The sequence below is a fragment of the Micromonospora sp. C95 genome (assembly GCF_018070465.1).
In the GTDB taxonomy this organism is placed as follows: Bacteria; Actinomycetota; Actinomycetes; order Mycobacteriales; family Micromonosporaceae; genus Micromonospora.
In genome coordinates, this window is sequence record NZ_JAGPXT010000001.1 from 460,708 (window position 1) to 480,774 (window position 20,067).

Annotated in this window: 16 protein-coding genes and 1 riboswitch; of the genes, 12 read left to right on the forward strand and 4 right to left on the reverse strand. The window is 70.9% G+C overall.

Annotation, left to right across the window (positions count from 1 at the left end):
- Positions 1–186 precede the first annotated feature (186 nt).
- From KBX00_RS02135 to KBX00_RS02170, 8 genes are read left to right on the forward strand one after another with little or no spacing between them, the layout of a single operon-like run.
- On the forward strand, positions 187–996 hold the full coding sequence (locus tag KBX00_RS02135; RefSeq protein ID WP_204003876.1) for a DUF3662 and FHA domain-containing protein: 810 nt from the start codon (positions 187–189) through the stop codon (positions 994–996).
- Between the two features lie 6 nt (positions 997–1,002).
- Positions 1,003–1,491, forward strand: coding sequence for an FHA domain-containing protein (locus KBX00_RS02140; RefSeq protein WP_210822595.1), 489 nt, complete (start codon positions 1,003–1,005; stop codon positions 1,489–1,491).
- Complete coding sequence (locus KBX00_RS02145; RefSeq protein WP_210822597.1) at positions 1,488–2,960, forward strand: protein phosphatase 2C domain-containing protein; 1,473 nt, start codon at positions 1,488–1,490, stop codon at positions 2,958–2,960. The genes KBX00_RS02140 and KBX00_RS02145 overlap by 4 nt, the downstream gene beginning before the upstream one ends.
- A 26-nt stretch (positions 2,961–2,986) precedes the next feature.
- A complete protein-coding gene (locus tag KBX00_RS02150; RefSeq protein WP_210822598.1) occupies positions 2,987–4,474 on the forward strand; it encodes an FtsW/RodA/SpoVE family cell cycle protein in 1,488 nt (495 codons plus the stop codon).
- Positions 4,471–5,976, forward strand: a complete 1,506-nt coding sequence (locus KBX00_RS02155; protein ID WP_210822599.1) for a penicillin-binding protein 2 — start codon at positions 4,471–4,473, stop codon at positions 5,974–5,976. Before KBX00_RS02150 ends, KBX00_RS02155 begins: the two co-directional genes overlap by 4 nt.
- A gap of 1 nt (position 5,977) precedes the next feature.
- Positions 5,978–7,360 carry a serine/threonine-protein kinase gene (locus tag KBX00_RS02160; RefSeq protein WP_210822600.1) on the forward strand — a complete coding sequence of 461 codons (1,383 nt, stop codon included), beginning with the start codon at positions 5,978–5,980 and terminating at the stop codon, positions 7,358–7,360.
- A complete protein-coding gene (gene pknB / locus KBX00_RS02165; RefSeq protein WP_210822601.1) occupies positions 7,357–9,180 on the forward strand; it encodes a Stk1 family PASTA domain-containing Ser/Thr kinase in 1,824 nt (607 codons plus the stop codon). Before KBX00_RS02160 ends, pknB begins: the two co-directional genes overlap by 4 nt.
- Before the next feature lie 26 nt (positions 9,181–9,206).
- Entirely contained in the window at positions 9,207–9,875 is a 669-nt protein-coding gene (locus tag KBX00_RS02170; RefSeq protein ID WP_307867957.1) for an ElyC/SanA/YdcF family protein, read from the forward strand.
- A 91-nt stretch (positions 9,876–9,966) separates the two neighbouring features.
- On the opposite strand, the gene KBX00_RS02175 is transcribed toward KBX00_RS02170, so the two are convergent.
- From KBX00_RS02175 to KBX00_RS02190, 4 genes are read right to left on the reverse strand one after another with little or no spacing between them, the layout of a single operon-like run.
- On the reverse strand, positions 9,967–10,617 hold the full coding sequence (locus tag KBX00_RS02175) for an aminodeoxychorismate/anthranilate synthase component II (protein WP_210822602.1): 651 nt from the start codon (positions 10,615–10,617) through the stop codon (positions 9,967–9,969).
- 5 nt (positions 10,618–10,622) lie between these two features.
- Positions 10,623–10,925, reverse strand: a complete 303-nt coding sequence (locus KBX00_RS02180; protein WP_210822603.1) for a hypothetical protein — start codon at positions 10,923–10,925, stop codon at positions 10,623–10,625.
- Positions 10,926–10,927: 2 nt separating this feature from the next.
- Entirely contained in the window at positions 10,928–13,624 is a 2,697-nt protein-coding gene (locus tag KBX00_RS29585) for a class E sortase (protein ID WP_307867959.1), read from the reverse strand.
- 7 nt (positions 13,625–13,631) lie between these two features.
- The gene (locus KBX00_RS02190) at positions 13,632–14,441 is read right to left on the reverse strand and encodes a DUF881 domain-containing protein (RefSeq protein ID WP_210822605.1); all 810 of its coding nucleotides are present in this window, start codon (positions 14,439–14,441) and stop codon (positions 13,632–13,634) included.
- A gap of 226 nt (positions 14,442–14,667) precedes the next feature.
- Here KBX00_RS02190 and KBX00_RS02195 point away from each other — a divergent pair, with 226 nt between their 5' ends.
- The 4 genes from KBX00_RS02195 to KBX00_RS02210 all read left to right on the forward strand — a co-directional run bounded on the left by KBX00_RS02195 (position 14,668) and on the right by KBX00_RS02210 (position 20,049).
- Positions 14,668–14,934 carry a cell division protein CrgA gene (locus KBX00_RS02195; RefSeq protein ID WP_093409169.1) on the forward strand — a complete coding sequence of 89 codons (267 nt, stop codon included), beginning with the start codon at positions 14,668–14,670 and terminating at the stop codon, positions 14,932–14,934.
- A gap of 275 nt (positions 14,935–15,209) precedes the next feature.
- Positions 15,210–17,399 (forward strand): (Fe-S)-binding protein, encoded by a 2,190-nt coding sequence (locus KBX00_RS02200; protein ID WP_210822871.1) that lies wholly within the window; start codon positions 15,210–15,212, stop codon positions 17,397–17,399.
- Between the two features lie 268 nt (positions 17,400–17,667).
- On the forward strand, positions 17,668–18,663 hold the full coding sequence (locus tag KBX00_RS02205; protein ID WP_210822873.1) for an NlpC/P60 family protein: 996 nt from the start codon (positions 17,668–17,670) through the stop codon (positions 18,661–18,663).
- 204 nt (positions 18,664–18,867) lie between these two features.
- Positions 18,868–19,002: riboswitch (cyclic di-AMP (ydaO/yuaA leader) on the forward strand.
- Between the two features lie 120 nt (positions 19,003–19,122).
- A complete protein-coding gene (locus KBX00_RS02210; RefSeq protein ID WP_307867960.1) occupies positions 19,123–20,049 on the forward strand; it encodes an NlpC/P60 family protein in 927 nt (308 codons plus the stop codon).
- Positions 20,050–20,067: the final 18 nt, after the last annotated feature.

Genomic DNA, 20,067 nt, shown 5'->3' on the forward strand with positions numbered 1-20,067 from the left:
GTGACCGGCGGGCCTCGGCCATGCTACGTGACCTTGGTCTGCTGCCGCGAATGGCTTTCGCTGCTCGCAGCGGTTACCGTTCGTGGCGGACGAAAGAGTAGCACGACAATCAGAAGCCGTCCGAACGGGCCGCGGCCTGCCGGCCGAGCGGCGTGTGAGCTGCGTGCGCTCTGGACGGATACCATCATGTCCTCGGGACCCGAGGAGGAGCCGGTGAGCGTGCTGCAACGCTTCGAGAAGCGTCTGGAAGGCCTGGTCGAAGGGGCTTTCGCCAAGGTCTTCAAAGGGGTGGTCCACCCCGTGGAGATCCTCAACGCCATGCAGCGGGAGGCCGAGGCACACAAGGCCATCCTGGCTGGTGGGCGCACGTTGGTGCCCAACCGCTACGTGATCGATCTCTCCCCGTACGACCACAGCCGGCTGGCGCCGTACGCCGCCGCACTGGCCCAGGAACTGGCCCAGTCGCAGGCGGAGTTCATCGGCGAGCAGGCCTGGACGGTCTACGGAGATGTGATCGTCGAGATCGAGCGCGGTGAAGGACTGGACACCGGGATGTTCCGGGTCACCGCGGAGGTCTACACCGGCGGCGAGGTCGCCCCGGTCTCGGCGCCCGGCTACGACGCCGGTCCGTCCGGATACGACGCCGGCCCGCCCGGCTATCCGTCGTACGACCAGGGTGGCGGCTACGGCCCGCCGCCGGGTCACGGCGGTGGACGCAACATCCGGCTGGTCTCCGGTGACGGCCGCACCTATCCGCTGCAGATGGGTTCGACCGTGATCGGTCGTGGCGACCAGGCCAACCTGCGCCTGCCGGACGTCGGCATCTCGCGCCGACACGCCCGGCTGGACTTCGACGGTGGGCAGGTCGTGCTGACCGATCTCGGCTCGACGAACGGCACCATGGTCAACGGCCAGCGGGTCTCCGCCGTGGCGTTGAACCCCGGTGACATGATCCAGCTCGGTACGACCACTCTGACCTTCCGCGTGGACGGCTGATCCGCCTTGCCGGAACTCGTTATCACCGTTGCCCGGTTCGGATTCCTCGTCCTGCTGTGGATCTTCGTGTTCACGGTGGTCGGCGTCATCCGCCGGGACCTCTTCGCGGGTGCCCGCTCGGGTCGGCTGGTGGCCGCGCCCCGGACGGTGGGCGCGTCGACGGGCCAGGCGACGGCGAAGCCGGCGAAGGTGAAGCGGGGGCGGGCGGCGCATCAGCTGGTGGTGACGGCAGGCCAGTTGGCCGGCACCCGGATCACGTTGGGTGAGGCGCAGATAACGATCGGTCGAGCCGAGGATTCCACCCTCGTCATCACCGACGACTACGCGTCCGCCCGACACGCCCGGCTGGTGCCGCGTGAAGGGCAGTGGTTCGTGGAGGACCTGGGTTCGACTAACGGGACGTACCTGGATCGCGCTAAGGTCACCGGACCGACCCCCGTCCCCCTCGGCGTGCCGATCCGGATCGGCCGCACCTCTCTCGAATTACGGCCATGACTCTGACCCTGCGCTATGCGGCCCACAGCGACCGCGGTCTGATCCGAGACGGTAATCAGGATTCCGTCTACGCCGGGCCGCGGCTACTCGCCGTTGCCGACGGCATGGGCGGTATGGCCGCCGGTGACGTCGCCAGCAACATTGTCATCGGTGCCATGGCGCCACTGGACGAGGACGTCCCGGGCGACGCCCTGGTCGACGCGCTCCGCTCCGCCGTGGGCACCGCCAACCAACAACTCCGCGAGACGGTGGAGGCCAACCCCCAGTTGGAGGGGATGGGCACCACGCTCACCGCGACCCTGTTCTCCGGCAGCAAGCTGGGCATGGTCCACATCGGCGACTCGCGGGCCTACCTGCTGCGCGACGGCGAGTTCGCGCAGATCACCAAGGACGACACCTACGTACAGATGCTCGTCGACGAGGGCCGGATCAGCCCGGAGGAGGCGAGCAGCCACCCCCAGCGCTCGCTGCTCACCCGCGCCCTGGACGGCCGCGACATCGACCCGGAGTACTCCGTCCGGCAGGTGCTGCCCGGCGACCGGTATCTGATCTGCTCCGACGGGCTCTCCGGGGTGGTCAGCGCGGAGACCATCGCCGAGACCATGCGGGAGTACGCGGACCCGCAGCAGTGTGTCGAGCGGCTGGTCCAGCTCGCCCTGCGCGGTGGCGGTCCGGACAACATCACCGTGATCATCGCCGACGCCACCGACCGGGACATCGTCGAGGCGGCCCCGATCGTCGGCGGTGCGGCGGCCCGGGACCGGGGAATGGCCACCTCGGCCGACGTCTCCACCCCGGCGGCTCGCGCCTCGGCGCTGTCCGCACCCCGGCCGGCGACGCCCGACGAGTCCGCGAACAACGACGACGAGCCCGAGGCGCGCCGTCGTCCACTGCGTGCGCTCGCCATGACGACCGCCCTGTTGGTGATCGTCGGCGGTGGGGTGTTCGCCGGGTGGAGCTACACGCAGCGCCAGTACTACGTGGGCGCGACCGAGGGCGGCCAGGTGGCCGTGTTCCGTGGCATCCAGGGCCAGATCGCCGGGATGGATCTTTCCAGCGTGCACTCCGAGAGCGAGGCCCAGCTGGACGACCTCACCCTGGCCGCCCAGGAGCAGGTGAAACAGGGCATCCCGGCCAAGAGCGAGCCGGACGCGGAACGGCGGTTGGCGGAGCTGACGATGGACAGCCCGACGAACGTGAACCTCAAGCCGATCTGTCCGCCGACACCGAGCCCCACGCCCTCGCTCGTGGGTTCGCCGTCCCCGACGCCGAGCGCGCCGACGGGATCGCCGAGCGTTGCGGCCGGCTCGCCGAGCCAGGTGGGCGGCGCCTCGCCGTCACCGGGCGGCGAAGCCACGGGCACGCCGAGCGGTGCCTCCGCCACCGCGCCGGACAGCACCCCCGACGCGCCCCCCGTCGACACCTTCACGCCCACGGTCGACCCGGCGGCCTGCCGGTCGCCCGAGTAGGCACCGGCTCCCACCCGAGGACGATCGTGACCGCAGCGGCCACCCCGGCAACCTCGCCCGCGACCGCGGGCGAGCGACCCGGCGTACGCATGGCCCGGTCCCGCCGCAACGCCGAGCTGTCGTTGCTGCTGCTGGCGATGGCGCTGGTGGCCGCCTACGGGGCGATGGTCGAGGCGAACGTGCTCGACACGGTCACCCCAGGCTTCTGGGTGCCGGCCGCCACGCTCACCGCGGTGTTCCTCGGCATGCACCTGGTGATCCGGTACCTGGCACCCTTCGCCGATCCGGCGCTGCTGCCGGCGGTGGCCCTGCTCAACGGGTTGGGCGTCGGCTTCCTCCGCCGGCTCGACCTCGCCAATGCGGCCCCCGAGGAGCGGGCGGACCTGGCCATCTTCGCCGGCATCGGCGGCCGGCAGCTCGCCTGGACGCTGATCTCGGTGATCCTCGCCGCCGGGCTGCTGGCGGTGATGCGCGACCACCGGTCGATCTCCCGGTACGCCTACACGCTGGGTCTGGCGGGCATCGTGCTGGTCATGCTGCCGGCGGTGCTGCCGGCCAGCATCTCCGAGATCAACGGCGCGAAGCTCTGGGTACGCATCGGCAGCTTCTCGATCCAGCCCGGCGAGTTCGCCAAGCTGGCCCTGCTCGTCTTCTTCGCCTACTACCTGGTGCGCAAGCGCGAGGTGCTGTCGCTGGCGAGCCACCGTTTCCTCGGCATCGACTTTCCGCGCGGGCGCGACCTCGGTCCGGTGCTCGTCGTCTGGGTGATCAGCCTGCTGGTTCTCGTCTTCGAGAAGGACCTGGGCACCTCGCTGCTCTACTTCGGCATGTTCGTGGCCACGGTCTACATCGCCACCGAACGGGTCAGCTGGCTGCTCATCGGCCTGGTCCTCTTCTTCGGCGGCGCCTACCTCGCGTACGTGCTCGGTGAGGCGGTCGGCGGTCCGTTCGCGAACTTCTACCTGCGGGCACAGATCTGGCTCGACCCGTTCGCCCAGCCCTACGACGACGGTTACCAGCTGGTGCAGGGGCTGCTCGCGCTCGGCTCTGGCGGGCTGTTCGGTGCCGGGCCGGGCGGTGGTCAGCCGCTGCTGCTGCCGGAGGTGCGGAACGACTTCATCTTCGCCGGCATCGGTGAGGAGATCGGCCTCTTCGGCCTCTCGGCGCTACTGGTGATCTACCTGCTCATCGTCGAGCGGGGGCTGCGGGCCGCCCTGGCGGTCCGGGACTCGTTCGGCAAGCTGCTCGCCGGTGGCCTGGCCTTCACCCTCGCACTCCAGGTCTTCGTGATCGTCGGCGGGATCAGCAAGCTCATCCCGCTGACCGGTCAGACCACGCCGTTCCTCTCCGCCGGTGGCTCCTCGCTGATGGCGAACTGGCTGCTCGTCGCGGTGCTGCTGCGCGTCTCCGACGCCGGTCGTCGGCCGGTCGAAGGTGCCGGTGGCAAGGTGACCCGCCCCTCCGGTCCGCCCGAGCAGCTGCACGGTGCCCCCACGGAGGTGATCAAGCCGTGAACGCACCCCTGCGCCGGGTCGGTGTCGTCGTCATCGTCCTGTTCGGCCTGCTCTTCGCCAACCTGAACTGGATTCAGGCCTACAAGGCCGACGAGTACCGCACCAGCGACTACAACGGTCGGGTCCAGGTCGCCAAGTACGACCGCAAGCGGGGCAACATCGAGGCCGGCGGCACCGCCCTGGCGGTCAGCAAGGAGACCGACGGCGAGCTGAAGTACCTGCGCACCTACCCGGGCGGGGAGAAGTACGCCCACGTGCTCGGGTACGAGCCGGTCAACGGCTCCGCCACCGGCCTGGAACGCGCCGAGAACGACTTCCTCGCCGGCACCAGCGACCAGCTAATCGTCAACCGGCTGCGGGACATGGTCACCGGCGACACCACCGCCGGCGGCAACGTGCTGCTGACCCTGTCGAAGCGGGCGCAGGACACCGCGTACGACGAGTTGCGCGGCAACAACGTCGGTGCGACCAAGGGCGCGGCGATCGCCGTCGACCCGGCCACCGGGGCGGTGCAGGCACTTGTCTCCATCCCCAGCTTCGACCCGAACCCGCTGGCCAGCCACGACACCGACGAGGCGACCGCCGCGTACAACCGGCTCGAACAGGAGGCGGGACGGCCGCTACGCAACCGGGCACTCGGCGAGGTGCTGCCGCCGGGCTCCACCTTCAAGATCGTGGTGGCCGCGGCCGCACTGGAGAACGGGATCACCAAGGAGACGGAGATCCCGGCCGGGTCGAGCTACACCCCGCCCACTTCAAGCGAGCCGATCCGCAACGCCGATCCGTCGATCTGCCCCGAGTCGCAGGTGACCCTGATGAACGCGGTCACCGAATCCTGCAACACCGGCTTCGCCAAGCTCGGCGGCCAGCTCGGCCCCGACGTGATCAAGGAGAAGGCCCGGCAGTTCGGGTTCGAGCAGGAGGACCTGACCGTCGGCCGGCTCGGCGAGGGCGGCCTGGACGTGGCCGCCAGCCGGACGGGCAGCATGGAGAACCCGGACGGCAGTCCCGACCCGGCGGCGCTGGCACAGTCCTCCATCGGGCAGCGGGACGTGCGGATGACCCCGTTGCAGGGCGCCATGATCGCCGCGGCGGTGGCCAACGGCGGCAGCCAGATGCGGCCGTACCTGGTGCGTCAGCTGCTGGCACCGGACCGCACCACCGTCTACGACACCGCCAACCCGCGCGAGCTGCGCCGGCCGGTGAGCAGCCAGGTCGCCGCCGACCTGCGGGAGATGATGGTCAGCGTGGTGGAGAACGGCACCGGGCGGAACGCCCGGATCAACGGCTACACCGTCGGTGGCAAGACCGGCACCGCACAGTCCGCGCCGGACCGTCCCGACCACGGATGGTTCATCGGCTTCGCCCTGGACTCCGACAACAAGCCGGTTTCGGCCGTCTGTGTCGTCCTGGAGGAGGCTGGCAGCGGCGGCAGCGCCGAGGCCGCCCGGATCGCCGGCCAGATCATGCGGGCCGCCATCGCCGAACCCGGGGGGCGCTGACATGCTCAGTCCCGGTGTTCAGCTCGGTAACCGCTACCGCCTCGACGAGCGGATCGCCAGCGGTGGTATGGGTGACGTCTGGCGCGGCACCGACCAGGTGCTCGGTCGTACGGTGGCGGTCAAGAGCCTGCTCCCGGCGTTGCTCGACGAGCCTGGCTTCGCCGAGCGGTTCCGCGGCGAGGCCCGCACCATGGCCACGATCAACCACCCGGGCGTGGTGGACGTCTACGACTTCGGCAACGACCAGCACATCGCCTTCCTGGTGATGGAGTACGTCGAGGGCGATCCCCTGTCGGCCACGCTGAGCCGGGTCGGCCGGCTCACCCCGGCGCGGACCATGGCGCTCGTCGCCCAGGCCGCCGACGCGCTGCACGCCGCGCACGTGAAGGGCATCGTGCACCGGGACGTGAAGCCCGGCAACCTGCTGGTCCGTCCCAACGGCACGCTGGTGCTCACCGACTTCGGCATCGCCCGGTCGGATCTGGTCGGGCAGCTCACCGCGGCCGGCTCGGTGCTCGGCACCGCGTCGTACATCTCGCCGGAGCAGGCCACCGGCCAGGTCGCCACCCCCGCCTCCGACGTCTACGCCCTCGGCGTGGTCGCCTACCAGTGCCTCGCCGGCCGGCGGCCCTTCGAGGGGGACAATCCCCTCGACATCGCGATGCGGCACGTCCGGGAGACCCCCCGGCCGCTGCCCTCCGACATCCCGCCCCAGGTCCGCGCGCTCGTCGAGCGGGCGTTGGCGAAGGACCCGAAGGAGCGCTGGCCGAGCGCCGCCACGCTGGCCGGTGCGGCCCGGCAGCTGAAGACGTCGCTGTCCCGACAGGCCCGGGCCGGTGGGCAGGCCGCACCGATCTCCGCCGCGCCGGCCTCCCCGGCACCCGGCCGCGCGCAGGTCCCGCCACCGCAGTCGCCGCGTCCGGTCGCGGCCCCGCACTCCCCGGCCCCGGCGCACCCGCCGGCCGTGGGTCACCGACCGCCGCCGGCCCACCCGCAGGCCCGTCCACCGGCGGCCCCGCATTACCCCACCTCAGTGGGGCCGGCCGCCGCCGGCCATCCGCGTGGCGCGGCCACGGTCCCGCCCGGGTACGCTCCGCAGCCCGGACCGTCACGCCCGGTGCCCCGACGGTCACGATCCGGCATGGTCTTCCTGGCCATCATGGTGGGCGCACTGGTCCTCATCTGCTCCGGCGTGATTTCCTACCAACTGCGGAACAACATCGGCGCGGGCACGCCGGATGGTGTTTCCGTGCCAACGGTGACGTCCGACGCGCTGCGGCCTGACGGGCGAGACGATCTGGTCGATACGGCGTACCGTCGACTCGATCAGCCCCGACCGGGCGGCGACGTGACGACGACGAGCGAAGGACGACAGACGCGATGACAGCGCAGGCCCGCCTGCTCGGTGGCAGGTACCAGGTCGGCGAGCTGCTCGGCTACGGCGGCATGGCCGAGGTGCATCGCGGCCGTGACCTGCGGCTCGGTCGGGACGTCGCGATCAAGATGCTGCGCGCCGACCTGGCCCGGGACGCCACCTTCCAGATGCGTTTCCGGCGGGAGGCGCAGAACGCCGCCTCGCTCAACCACCCGGCCATCGTCGCGGTCTACGACACCGGTGAGGAGCAGGCGCCGACCGGCGAGACGCTGCCGTTCATCGTGATGGAGTTCGTGAACGGGCGCACGCTCAAGGAGGTGCTCGGCGCCGAGGGCCGGTTGCAGCCCCGGCGGGCGCTGGAGATCTCCGCCGACATCTGCGCCGCGCTTGACTTCAGCCACCGGCACGGCATCATCCACCGCGACATCAAACCGGGCAACGTGATGCTCACCCAGACCGGCCAGGTCAAGGTGATGGACTTCGGCATCGCCCGGGCGCTGGCCAGCGGCGCCACCACGATGACGCAGACCAGCGCGGTCATCGGCACCGCGCAGTACCTCTCCCCGGAACAGGCGCGCGGCGAGGCGGTCGACGCCCGCTCCGATGTGTACGCCGCCGGCTGCGTGCTCTTCGAGCTGCTCTGCGGGCATCCGCCGTTCGTCGGCGACAGCCCGGTGAGCGTGGCGTACCAGCACGTGCGGGAGGCTCCGCCGACCCCGAGCGACCTGAACCCGGACGTCAACCCGGCGGTCGACGCGATCGTGCTCAAGGCGCTGTCGAAGAACCCGCTGAACCGCTACCAGAGCGCCGGGGAGATGCGGGCGGACCTGCTCCGCGCGGCAGCCGGCCGGCCGGTGCTGGCGACCCCGGTGATGCGCGAGGACGAGACCGTGGCGATGGCCGCGGCCGGCCACCCGGGCTACCCGACGGGGGGCGCGACGCAGACCCGGCAGATCCCGGCCCGGGTGGGCGATCCGCGACAGCGCAAGGCGTCGTCCTGGCTGATCGCCATGTTCGCCGCGCTCGGTGTGCTCGCGGTGATCGCCCTGGTCGCCGCCCTGCTGCTGAACCAGCGTGACGAGCCGCAGGACATCGCGGTGCCGACGGTCACCGGGTTGAGCCAGGCGGAGGCGTTCGCCCAGATCGAGCGGGACGGTTTCGTGCCGGCGCGCGGCGAGGAGGAATTCACCTCGGACTGCAAGGAGGGGACGGTCACCAGCCAGTCCCCACCCCCTGGCGAGCGGGCGGAACCGAACAGCACGGTGACCGTGAACATCTGCGGCGGCAAGCCCGAGGTGGAGATCCCACGCGGCCTCGTCGGCAGCACCCGGGAGGCCGCCGAGACCCAGCTTGAGAACCTCAAGCTCGAGGTGAAGGTCGAGGAGGACGACAACGCGGCGTCCAAGGGGCAGGTGTTGAGGGTCGACCCGCCCTCGGGCGAGAAGGTCGCCGAAGGCACCGTGGTCACCCTGACCGTCTCGAGGGGCAACGTGGCGACGGTGCCGTCGGTGGTCGGCCTGCCTCAGGCGGAGGCGAAGCGGACCCTGGAACGCGCCGGCTTCGACGTCGAGACCGAGCTGGGTCCGGAGCGCCCTGCGGATGAGGCCGGGCGGGTGGTCGACCAGAGCCCGAACGCCAACACCGAGCGCACCAAGGGCAGCACGGTGAAGATCATCGTGTCGGTTCCGGAGCCGGAGGAGGACCCGGACCCGCCGACCCAGACCCCGCCGACCTCCGGTGCCCCCACCACGCCGCCGCCGGACGATGACGACGAGGGTGGCGGCGGCGGGCTCCTGCCCTCCTTCTCCCCGTTCCGTCTCGGGGAGTGACGCCGCCGACCCCTCCGGTCGGCCTGGTGAGCAGGTGCCGACGGCGACGGCTACTCCGGCTGGCCGTGCCGGTCATGATCGCGCTGCTGCTGGCCAGCCTGCCCTGGCTCTGGACTACCGTCGGTGCGCGTGGCCACGTCCACCCGGCGGCGCAGGCACCGACCGCCGACGTGGTGATCGTGCTGGGTACCGCCGTGACGGAGGACGGCCGACAACCGGGCGTCCGGCTCGCCGGCCGCCTGGAGACCGCCGCCGAGTTGGTACGCAGTGGTAAGGCCCGGGTGGTGCTCGTGTCCGGCGACGGTGCGGGTGAGTCCGGCGACGAACCGGCGATCATGGCCGCGCACCTGACCGAGCAGCTCGGCGTCGATGCACAACGCGTGGTCGCCGACCCGCACGGGCTGGACACGTACGACAGTTGCCTACGGGCCCGTCAGGTGTACGGGATCGAGCGTGCGCTCATCGTCACCCAGTCGTATCACCTGTCCCGGGCGGTGACGCTGTGCCGGCACGTTGGCATCGACGCCGAAGGGGTGACCGCCCGCTGCTCCGGCTGCGACACCGGCCTGCTGGTGCGCAAGGCGGCCCGGGACTACCTGGCCAGCGGAAAGGCGGCCTGGGACGCGATCCGCGACCGACCACCGGCCCTCACCTCACCCGCCGACCCCGGCGTCGCCGACGCCCTGGCCCGCTGACCGACCTGCGGCTCGATCCGATGACGTCGGGGACGGTCTGGGCGTGACGCTCCTGACGCCGGGACCGGCGCGACGACCGCGAACCTGACTCTCAGGTGGTGGCGAAGGCGGCGCGGCGACGGGCGTCGACCTCGGCGGCCAGTTCCGGGGCACGTTCCAGGGCCTCGGGGTGGCCGCAGGCGGCGAGCCAGTTGGCCAGCATCAGGTGACCGCCCTCGGTGAGCACCGACTCGGGATGGAACTGGACGCCCTCGATCGGCAGCGTGCGGTGCCGCATCGCCATCACGATTCCGGAGGCCGTCCAGCCGGTCACCTCCAGCTCGGCGGGCAGCGTCTCCCGCAGCACGGCGAGCGAGTGATAGCGGGTCGCCGTGAACGGGTCGGGCAGGCCGGCGAGGACGCCGGTGCCGTCGTGCCGGACCTCCGAGGTCTTGCCGTGCAGAAGTTCGGGGGCGCGGGTCACGGTAGCCCCGAACGCCTCGCCGATGGCCTGGTGGCCCAGGCACACTCCGAAGATCGGCAGTTTGCCGGCGTACTCGCGGATCACGTCGAGGCAGATGCCGGCCCGGTCGGGGGTACCCGGGCCCGGAGAAAGTAGGACGCCGGCCGCACCGACCTGGCCTACCTCGGCCACCTCGATCTCGTCGTTGCGGCGTACCTCGCACTCCACGCCGAGTTGGCCGAGGTACTGCACGAGGTTGAAGACGAACGAGTCGTAGTTGTCGATCACCAGGACGCGCATCCGGCTCACTCGTCCTCGTCCGGCGGCGGGGTGTTGTTCCGGTCGGTGTCGTACGGCAGATCGTGCTCGTCGCCCGGTGGGGCGTCGTCGACCGCGCCGTCGTCGCCGGGCCCGACGTCGCCGTCCGGTGCGCCCGGTACCCCGGAGTCCTCCTGGGTGACCTGCACGTCGTCGAAGGGCAGCAGAGGCTCCGCCCAGGGAAACACCACATACCACAGCAACGCCACCATCGTGGTGGCCAGCAGCAGGCTACCGACGAGCTTGCCGGGCAGCCCGAAGGGCAGCTTGCGCCAGATCCAGGCGTACATCGTCAGGTCCCCAGCTCCGCCGGGCGTCCCTCGGCCTTCGGCTGGGTACGCGTCAACTCGGCGTGAATGATCAACCGCTCGTAGTTGTCGAACTTCGGGTTGCAGGTGGTCAGGGTCAGCATCCGCCGGGTCGGCTTCTCACCCGGTTGACCCGGCACCGGAGCCACCACCTCGACCTGCGTCGGTTTGACCACAAGGCTCTCGGTCACCTGGTAGACGTACCACTCGTTGCGGCCCTCGACCAGGATCGGGTCGCCCTTGCGCAACTCGTCCAACCGCCAGAAGGTGGCCCGGTTCCGGTGCCCCGCCACGGAGAAGTTGCCCACCTGGCCCGGCATGGCGCTGTCCGGGTAGTGGCCCGGCGCGTACCGGATGTCCTGCTGGCCGACCCCCTCGACCACGATCCATTCCTTGTCGAACTTCGGAATGTAGAGACCCGCGATCGGGGTGCCCTGCACCGCCGGTTTCGGCTTGGCGGACGGGCTGGCCGACGCCGACACCGTCGGATCCGTCACCGGCTCGGGTGCCCACGCCTGGGCCAGTTGCTCGCTCAGCTCGCCCTGGTGAGCGTCGACGATCGCCGACTTGCCCCAGATCTCGTAACCGGCGAAGAGCAGCACCACCAGGCCGAAGGTGATCAGCAGTTCGCCGCTGAACCGGAGACCGGTACGCACCCGGGACCACAGCGACGGTCGGGTCAGCTCCGAGTAGACGCTCTTGTAGCCCTCACCCGTCTGGTGGGCGCGTAGTTGCACCACCCGGTCGCCACGCCGCGGCTTCGGTGCCTCGGCGGGCCGGGCGTCGCCGTCCGATGGTTCCTCGCTCTTGGGCGGTCTGGGTACGGCACCCATCAGGGCGGTCGAGTCCAGGACCGGCGGAGCACTCGGCCTGGCTCCGGTGACCGCCGGAATGAGGGCGGTCGCCGCCGGGTCGGCCGATCGGCCCGGCGCGGACGGCTGGCCCGATGCGGAAGTCTGCCCAGCCGCCACGGGCTGGCCCGCAGCCGCCGACCGGGTCTGCTGACCCGAGGCGGTGTTGGTCGGGGTGACCGGACGGTCCGTAGTCGCCGGGCTGCCCGGGCCGGCGGCGGTACCGGGTTGCCCGTTCGTCACCCGGTTGGCCCTGGCCGGCTCCGTGCCCCGAGCGCCGGTTGCCGAGCCGGCGCGGTCGCCGACCTTCGGTATCAACGCGGTCGGTCCCTCACCGGACCAGTCGACCTGGCCGGGTGCTTTTTCGGTCACCTGCCGTGGTGGTTCGGCGCCCGGCGTACCCCGGCCCTCAACCGACCAGGGCGTCGTCGGCTGCTGGCCGGGTACCGGGAACGCCGAACCGCTCCCGGCGGGCCGCTCCTGGCCTGCCGGCCCGGGCTGTGGCGCATGCGGTGCCGGCCGCTCCTGGCCCGCCCGCGCCGGGTGCGACGGCTGCGCTGCCGGACCGGTCGGGCCTGACTGTCCGGGATACGGCGGCTGCGTCGGCCCACTGTTGCTCGCCGGCCCGAGGTAGGACGCTTGCGGTGCTGGTGCTGGTGCTGGTGCTGGTGCTGGTGCCGGTGCCGGTGCTGCGCTGGCAGGCTGCCCGGACCCAGGACGCGGCGCGTGCGGTGCTGCGGTGCCGGCCCGGTTTGCTCCGGGACGCGGCGCGTGATCGCCGTAGGGGGCCCCGAACTGCGGAGCTGGCGACGGTTGCGCACGTTCGGGTGACTGAACCGACGGTGGTGTGGCCGGCCGCACAGTTACCGGTTGCGTGGCCTCGGCGGGCTGTCTCGGCTGCTCGCCGTTGGGCCAGTTCGGGCCGCCGTCGGGGTGCGCTGCTCCGGTCCGGGACCGGGTCGGGTCGGGCGGTCGGGCACCGGGCCAGGGCGGCGGGGTGCCGGTGCCGGCCGCCTCGCCGTTGCCCGTCCGGGCCGTGGTGCCGTCCGGGACCGTCCGGCCCGGCTGACCCGTGGTGCCGGCGACACTCGGGTGACCGGGTCCGGCGTGACCGGTGTCCGCGCCGGCCGGCCGGGTGCCGGTCGGCTGCTGCGGGTCGCCCGCCCCCCGGGCCGGCTGGAAGGCACCGCGCCACGGCGTCGGCCCCACCGGGATGTCGGGCTGACCCGACGGCAGGGGTACGCCATGCCACTGGTCGCTGGTCGCCGCGTCCTGCGGCCGATCGCTGGTCGCCGCGTCCTGCGGCCGACCGGCTGCGCCACGAACCGGACCGGGCGCGGAGTCCCACTGATTCGCCGTACGGTCGGGATCGACCGGACGCTGCCCGCCCGGGGCCGGGTCCCACTGGTTGGCGCTGCGAGCGGTGGTCGTCGCGGCGTCCCACTGGTTCGCCCGGTGGTCCGTGGTCGGCGTGGTGTCCCAACGTCCGGGCGTGGTCGGCTGCTCCTGGCCCGGGCCGGCACTGCGACGGTCGGCCGTCGGCGCGGTGGCCCGCTCCGGCCCTGCAGGTGCGCTCCAGCTCGGCGGGGCGGCGGACGCGGCCGTGGTCCGGGCAGGCGGGTCTGTCGGCGCTGGCGTGTCCCACCGTCCGGCGGCGGGTGAGGTGGTCTCGGTGACACCGTCGAAGCGGCCGGAGTTGGTCGGCCGCTGGCCGTCGGGCAGTCGTGCCCCGGCAGCGGTGTCGGTGGACTCGGCCCGGTCGACCTTAGGCAGGAAGGCGGTCGGCTCGTCGGTCTGGTCGCGGTGCCGACCGTCGGACTGCGGGCTCACCGCGGGCTCACTGTGGCACCGCCGGCACTGTCGCCGATCGCAGGGTGGTGGAGTCCTCGAAGGCGGGCACCGTGACGGTGCCAGCGGTCTCTGAGTAACCGAGTTGGTAGTTGTTCACCGCGTCCCTGAACCACCGGACTCCCTCGGAAGCGGCGAGGGCCTGCCGGAGTGCGGCGGGGTCGCCAATTGCTACGATCTTGAAAGGTGGGGAGTACACCCGGCCGTGCAACAGCAGGGTGTTACCCACGCAGCGTACCGCGCTGGTCGTCAGGACGCGCACGTTCATGATTGACATCGCCTCGGCGCCGCCGGCCCAGAGTGCGTTGACCACCGCCTGCACGTCGCCCTGATGGACCACCAGGTCGTCGTTGGAGGCCCCCTCGGGCAGTTTGCTCACCTGCGGCGCGTCGTTGAGCTCGACGGTCAGACCGGGGCCGGTGAGGGCGGTGAAGCCGGCGGCGGCCCGGTTGGCGTCGGCCCGCTGCTGCTGTTCCCGGATCGGGCCGTAGGAGTTGGCCAGGACGGCCGTCCGGCTTTCCACCTCGCCGCGTAGCGTGGCGGCACGCTGCTCGTTTGCCGCCACCTGTGCGCGGCGATCCTCGATCAGCTCGGTCAGTTGGGGTCGGCGATCCTCACGCAGGGCGGTGCCGCCCGCCGTCGTGGCCGTCGTGGTGAAGAGCAGGCCAGCCGCCAGAGCGATCAGCGGCACGCCGACCGACCAGAACGGGCGGCGCTGACGTGGCCGCCCAGGCAGCAACCCGGCGACGAGTCGGCGCAGCGCCTTCTGCCACGACGCTGCGCCGGACGTGTACTCCACGGGCCAGTCCCCCCTGCTCGTCGCGCTCCGACGCTACCCGTTGCGGGGCGCGGCGCCAGTCGTTCTGATCTCGTTTCCCGGTGCCGCCCCGTACCGGTCTCACCTCATTCGTGGATCGGACGGGTCTTCCGGACTACGCTAGCTGTCGAACATTATTGGCCATGGACCGTCGCCCTCGCGCCCGGTTGTCAGGCCGGACGAGGTCGTAACCCCTCTGGAGAGCGCCGTGCCCAAGTCTCAGGTCCGCAAGAAGAAGGTGTACACCCCGCCTACGGACGTCCGCCCGACGGCGACGACCGCGGCAACCAACAAGCCCAGCCCGGTGTGGCTGCCGGTTCTGGCGGTGTCGCTGATCGTCTTCGGCATCGGCTGGCTGGTGGTCTACTACCTCTCCGAGCAGGAGTACCCGGTCATGGAGCTGGGGTACTGGAACCTGGCGGTCGGGTTCGGTGCGATGGTCGCCTCCCTGATCGTGCTCTCCCGCTGGCGCTGACCCGCAGCTCAAGGCCGTGACTGCCCGGCACCACCGGCGGCCCGCCCGAGCGGCGGTGCCGCCGGCCTCCTAAGGTGTGCGCAGGGCAGCGCGGCCCCGGGTGCGAGATGACTCACGTTACTGCTGGGTAACCTTGCGCGTAGGCTGCACTGCATGACCGAGCGGAGCGAGGTCATCGACCGATCGGGTCGAGGTGCGGCGGCGTGGGTCGACGATCGCACCGCCGCCCCCGGTCGCCGAGCCGTCGACAGGCAGCAGACCGGGAGGCCAACTCGATGGGCAGCGTCCAGATCGTCACCACGATCCTCGCGGCCGCCATCACCGCCGTTGCGGTGTGGCTTGCGGTACGCGCGGTCTCGAAGATGGTGGCCGTCATCCGGCTGGGTCAGCCCGATCCGACCCGCTCCGGCGACAAGATCAGCCGCACCAGGACCATGCTGGCGGAGACCGCCGGGCACACCCGGATGCTCCGCTGGAGCGTGGTGGGCGCGGCGCACTGGTTCGTGATGGTCGGCTTCGTCGTGCTGTCGCTGCTCGTGCTCGAGGCGTACTTCGAGGTGGTGTCACCGACCGGCGGGCTGCCGCTGATCGGCGGTTGGACGCTCTACGGGCTGGTCACCGAGTGGATCGGCATCCTGGGCGTGGTCGGCATCGGCGTCCTGATCGCGATTCGGCTGGCGAATCGGCCGACTCGGGCGGGACGCCGGTCGCGGTTCACCGGTTCCACCATGTGGCAGGGCTACTTCGTCGAGGCGGTCGTCCTCGCCGTACTGGTGATGGGTTTTCTGATCCGGGGCTTCAAGGTGGCCACCGATCACTTCGAGTACCCCACCTGGGCCACCCCGCTCAGCCACGCGGTCGGCGCTGCGCTGCCGGCCTGGGACTCCGGCGTCAGCGTCGCCGCGCTCGTCAAGATCTCGATCTCGATGGCCTGGGTCATTGTGATCTCACTGAACGTGACGATGGGTGTCGCCTGGCACCGCTTCCTCGCCTTCCCCAACATCTTCTTCAAGCGCAGGCCGGGCGCGGCCGGCTCCGGCCTCGGCGCGCTGCGGCCGATGATGACCGACGGTAAGCCGCTCGACTTCGAGGAGGCCGACCCGGAGTCCGACCAGTTCGGCGTCGCCCAGGTCGAGCAGTTCACCTGGAAGGGGCTGCTGGACTTCAGCACCTGCACCGAGTGTGGTCGCTGCCAGTCACAGTGCCCGGCCTGGAACACCGGAAAGCCGCTGTCGCCGAAGCTGCTGGTGCTCAGCCTGCGCGACCACGCGTACGCCAAGGCGCCCTACCTGCTGGCGGGCGGCGGCAAGGATCTCACCGGTGAGGAGAAGGCCACCGCCGCGCAACTCGCCCACCTCGACGTGCTGGCCCTCGCCGAGGCGGAGAAGCCGCTGATCGGCGACGCCGAGTCCGGCGGCGTCATCGACCCCGACGTGCTCTGGTCCTGCACCACGTGTGGTGCCTGCGTGGAGCAGTGCCCGGTGGACATCGAGCACGTCGACCACATCGTCGACATGCGTCGCTACCAGGTGCTCATCGAGTCCAGCTTCCCCTCCGAGGCCGGCGTGATGCTGCGCAACCTGGAGAACAAGGGCAACCCGTGGGGTGCACCGCAGAACACCCGCGAGGACTGGACCAAGGGTCTCGACTTCGAGGTGCCCCGGGTCGGTGAGATCGAGGACTTCGAGTACCTGTTCTGGGTGGGCTGCGCCGGTGCGTTCGAGGACCGGGCGAAGAAGACCACCCGGGCCGTGGCGACCCTGCTCAACGAGGCGGGTGTCTCCTTCGCCATCCTCGGTGAGGGGGAGACCTGCTCCGGCGACCCGGCCCGCCGGATCGGCAACGAGTTCGTCTTCCAGATGCTCGCCCAGCAGAACGTCGAGACCCTGAACGAGGCGTTCGAGGGTCGGGAGAAGGCCAAGCGGAAGATCGTGGCCACCTGCCCGCACTGCTTCAACACGCTGGGCAACGAGTACGGCCAGCTGGGCGGCGAGTTCGAGGTGGTGCACCACACCCAGTTGCTGGCCCACCTGGTCGCCACCGGCAAGCTCACCCCGGTGCAGCCGGTCGACGGCGGCGTGACCTACCACGACCCGTGTTACCTCGGGCGGCACAACCGGGTCTTCGCCCCGCCGCGCGAGGTGCTCGGCAGCGCGATCGAGGGTGAACTGACCGAGATGCCGCGTAACAGCGAGCGCTCCTTCTGCTGCGGTGCCGGTGGTGCCCGCATGTGGATGGAGGAGCGCATCGGCAAGCGGATCAACGTGGACCGGGTCGAGGAGGCCATGTCCACCGGGGCGAGGACGGTCGCCGTCGGCTGTCCGTTCTGTTCGACGATGCTCACCGACGGGGTGAACGGCAAGGGTGCCGGAGAGCAGGTCGAGGTCGTCGACGTGGCCAGCGTCCTGCTCCGCTCGGTCAAGCCCGAGCAGGCCGGTGGTGCCAAGGCGCCGGTGGCCGGCTGACCGGCGGGTACGCACCGGGCGGGGCGGTACCCCTATCCAGTGCCGCCCCGCCCGGTTTTGTATTGACCTGCGTAACTATAACGAATCGGCCGACACCCTTAGTGTGCGTACCGTCGCGCAAAGGTGAATGAGCCGTTGGTCGCCTTGATTCCCCACCTAGCGTTCCCTAATGTGAGGCACCGACCGCCATGGGTCGTCGGATCCCGCCTCCTACCGCTCGCGGGACGCCCGGTGGTCGGTTGCAAAGGAGACGCTGCCGGTGGCAACCATGCCCCTCCATCGTCGTGCGCCGGGACGATCTCGTCCGGGTGGCCTGCGTAGGGCCGTCCGTGGGCTGGTCGTCCTGGTCGCCGCCGCCGCGGTCGGTGCCGGCCTGCTCGCCGCCCCCGCGTACGCCGAACCCTCGGTCGAGGAGATCGAGGCTCAGATCGACAAGCAGTGGCAGAAGCTGGAACCCACCATCGAGCAGTACAACAAGGTGCGCTCCCAGCTGCGGGCCAACAGGCAGAAGTCGAAGAGCCTGGAGAAGAAGATCCAGCCGCTGGCCCTGGAGACGGAGCTGGCGATGAACCGGGTGGCCGACCTCGCCTCCCGGTACTACATGACCGGCCCGTCCAAGGAGATCGGCGTCGTACTGCTCAACTCGAAGCCGAACGAGCTCGGCGAGCAGATGGCCTTCCTCGACCGGCTCGCCTCGCAGGAGCGCCGCGAGCTCGAAGGCGTCATGAAGATCCGCAAGAAGTACGACGACCAGAAGGCCAAGCTCGACACCCTGATCGCTTCCCAGGAGCAGCAGGAGAAGGAGCTGGCGGCGAAGAAGAAGAAGATCGACGCCGAGATCAAGCGGCTCGAACGGTCACTGCCGGTGACGACAGTCAAGACGACCAACTGCCCGACCATCAACGGTGTGGTCAGCGAGGCTGCCCGAACGGCCATCCGCACCGCCTGCGCCCAGGTCGGTAAGCCGTACGTCTGGGGCGCCACCGGGCCGAACTCGTTCGACTGCTCCGGCCTGACTCAGTACGCCTACCGGGCCGCGGGCATCTCACTCACCCACTTCACCGGCGCACAGTGGAACGAGGGCAAGGCCATCTCCCGGTCCGACGCCCGCCCCGGTGACCTGGTCTTCTTCTTCAGCGACCTGCACCACGTGGGGCTCTACCTGGGCAACAACCAGATGGTGCATGCGGCCCGAGCCGGTAAACCGGTCAACGTCTCGCCGATCACGACGATGCCGCTCGCCGGTTTCCGCCGGCCCGGCTGAGTCCACATCGGCATCCGCGTCAGCGGCTGCTGACTGGTCGCGCAGGAACTCCCGAGGGCCCCCGGTCAAGTCGACGGGGGCCCTCAGCATTGTCAGATGTCAGCACCCACAGTGAGGGTGCGGCTCTGTTGCGTATCGACGCCGATCGTCCCTACGCTGGGCAATCGTCGGCCGGAGGCAGATCCGCCCAGCCCGGGCGGTAACGGTCCGACACCGCCGAATCGCTCCTAGGCGAGCCGGGGAACCAGGTACCCGGGGTGAATCCGTGACGGTCACGGTAGGGCGCCCCTTCCCGCCCGAACCCGTCAGCTAACCCGGTAGGCGGTACGGGAAGAAGGAGTGCTGAGCCCGGTGGCAGACTATGCCCCGCGGCCGCCGTCACCGCGTCCGGTATCGCCCGGCCGGCCGACGGATGCGCCGCGTTTTCGCTGGTACCGCTGCATCCCCGCCGCCCTGGCCGTGACCGCCGTGATGTTGACCGGCGGCGCGGCGGCGGCCAGGGCCGACCCCACGGTCGCCGACATCGAGCGTCAGATCGACGAGGACTGGAATCGGCTCGAACCCGTCATCGAACAGCACAACGCCACCCGGCAGGATCTGGCCGGCAAGCGGCGGGAGACGGACGCGCTGGCCGCCCGGATCGCACCGCTGCAACGCCAGGTGGACGCGGCCATGGACCGGGTCGGCAAACTCGCTGCCCGGGCGTACAAGGGCGAACAGGTCCGGGCGGTCAACACGCTGCTCGGCAGCCGGTCGCCGGGCGAGGTGGTCGAGCAGCTCGGCCTGCTCGACCGGTACGCCCGCGTCCAGCAGCAGGACGTGCGGCACGCGAGTGAACTGCGCGACGAACTCGCCGCCGCCAAGGCCGGGTTGGACCGCACCATCGATCAACTCACCCGTACCGAGGCCGATCTCGCGGGGCAGCGGCGACAGATCGACGCCGAGATCGACAGGCTGCAACGGCTCCGGCTGCGGGCGTACGGCAAGGGCGGTGGTGGCCCGCTGCGGCCGGCGCCCTGCCCGGCCAGCTACCCCGGCGGAGCGGCTGGCGAGGCGGTCACCTTCGCCTGCGCCCAGATCGGCAAGCCGTACTCCTGGGGCGCCGAGGGGCCCGGCGCGTACGACTGCTCCGGGCTGACGCTGGCCGCATGGTCGCGGGCCGGTGTCGCGCTGCCGCACAACGCGGCCCGGCAGCGTCGGGTCACCAAATCGGTCAGTCGTGGCGCACTGCGCCCCGGTGACCTGGTCTTCTACTACCGGGATCTGCACCACGTCGGCATGTACGTCGGTGGTGGCTGGGTGGTGCACGCCTCCCGGGCCGGTCAACCGGTCAAGATGAAGCGGCTGGACAGCAGCCCGGTGCACAGCTTCGGCCGGCCGGGCTGAGGGTTGCCGCTCGCGGTG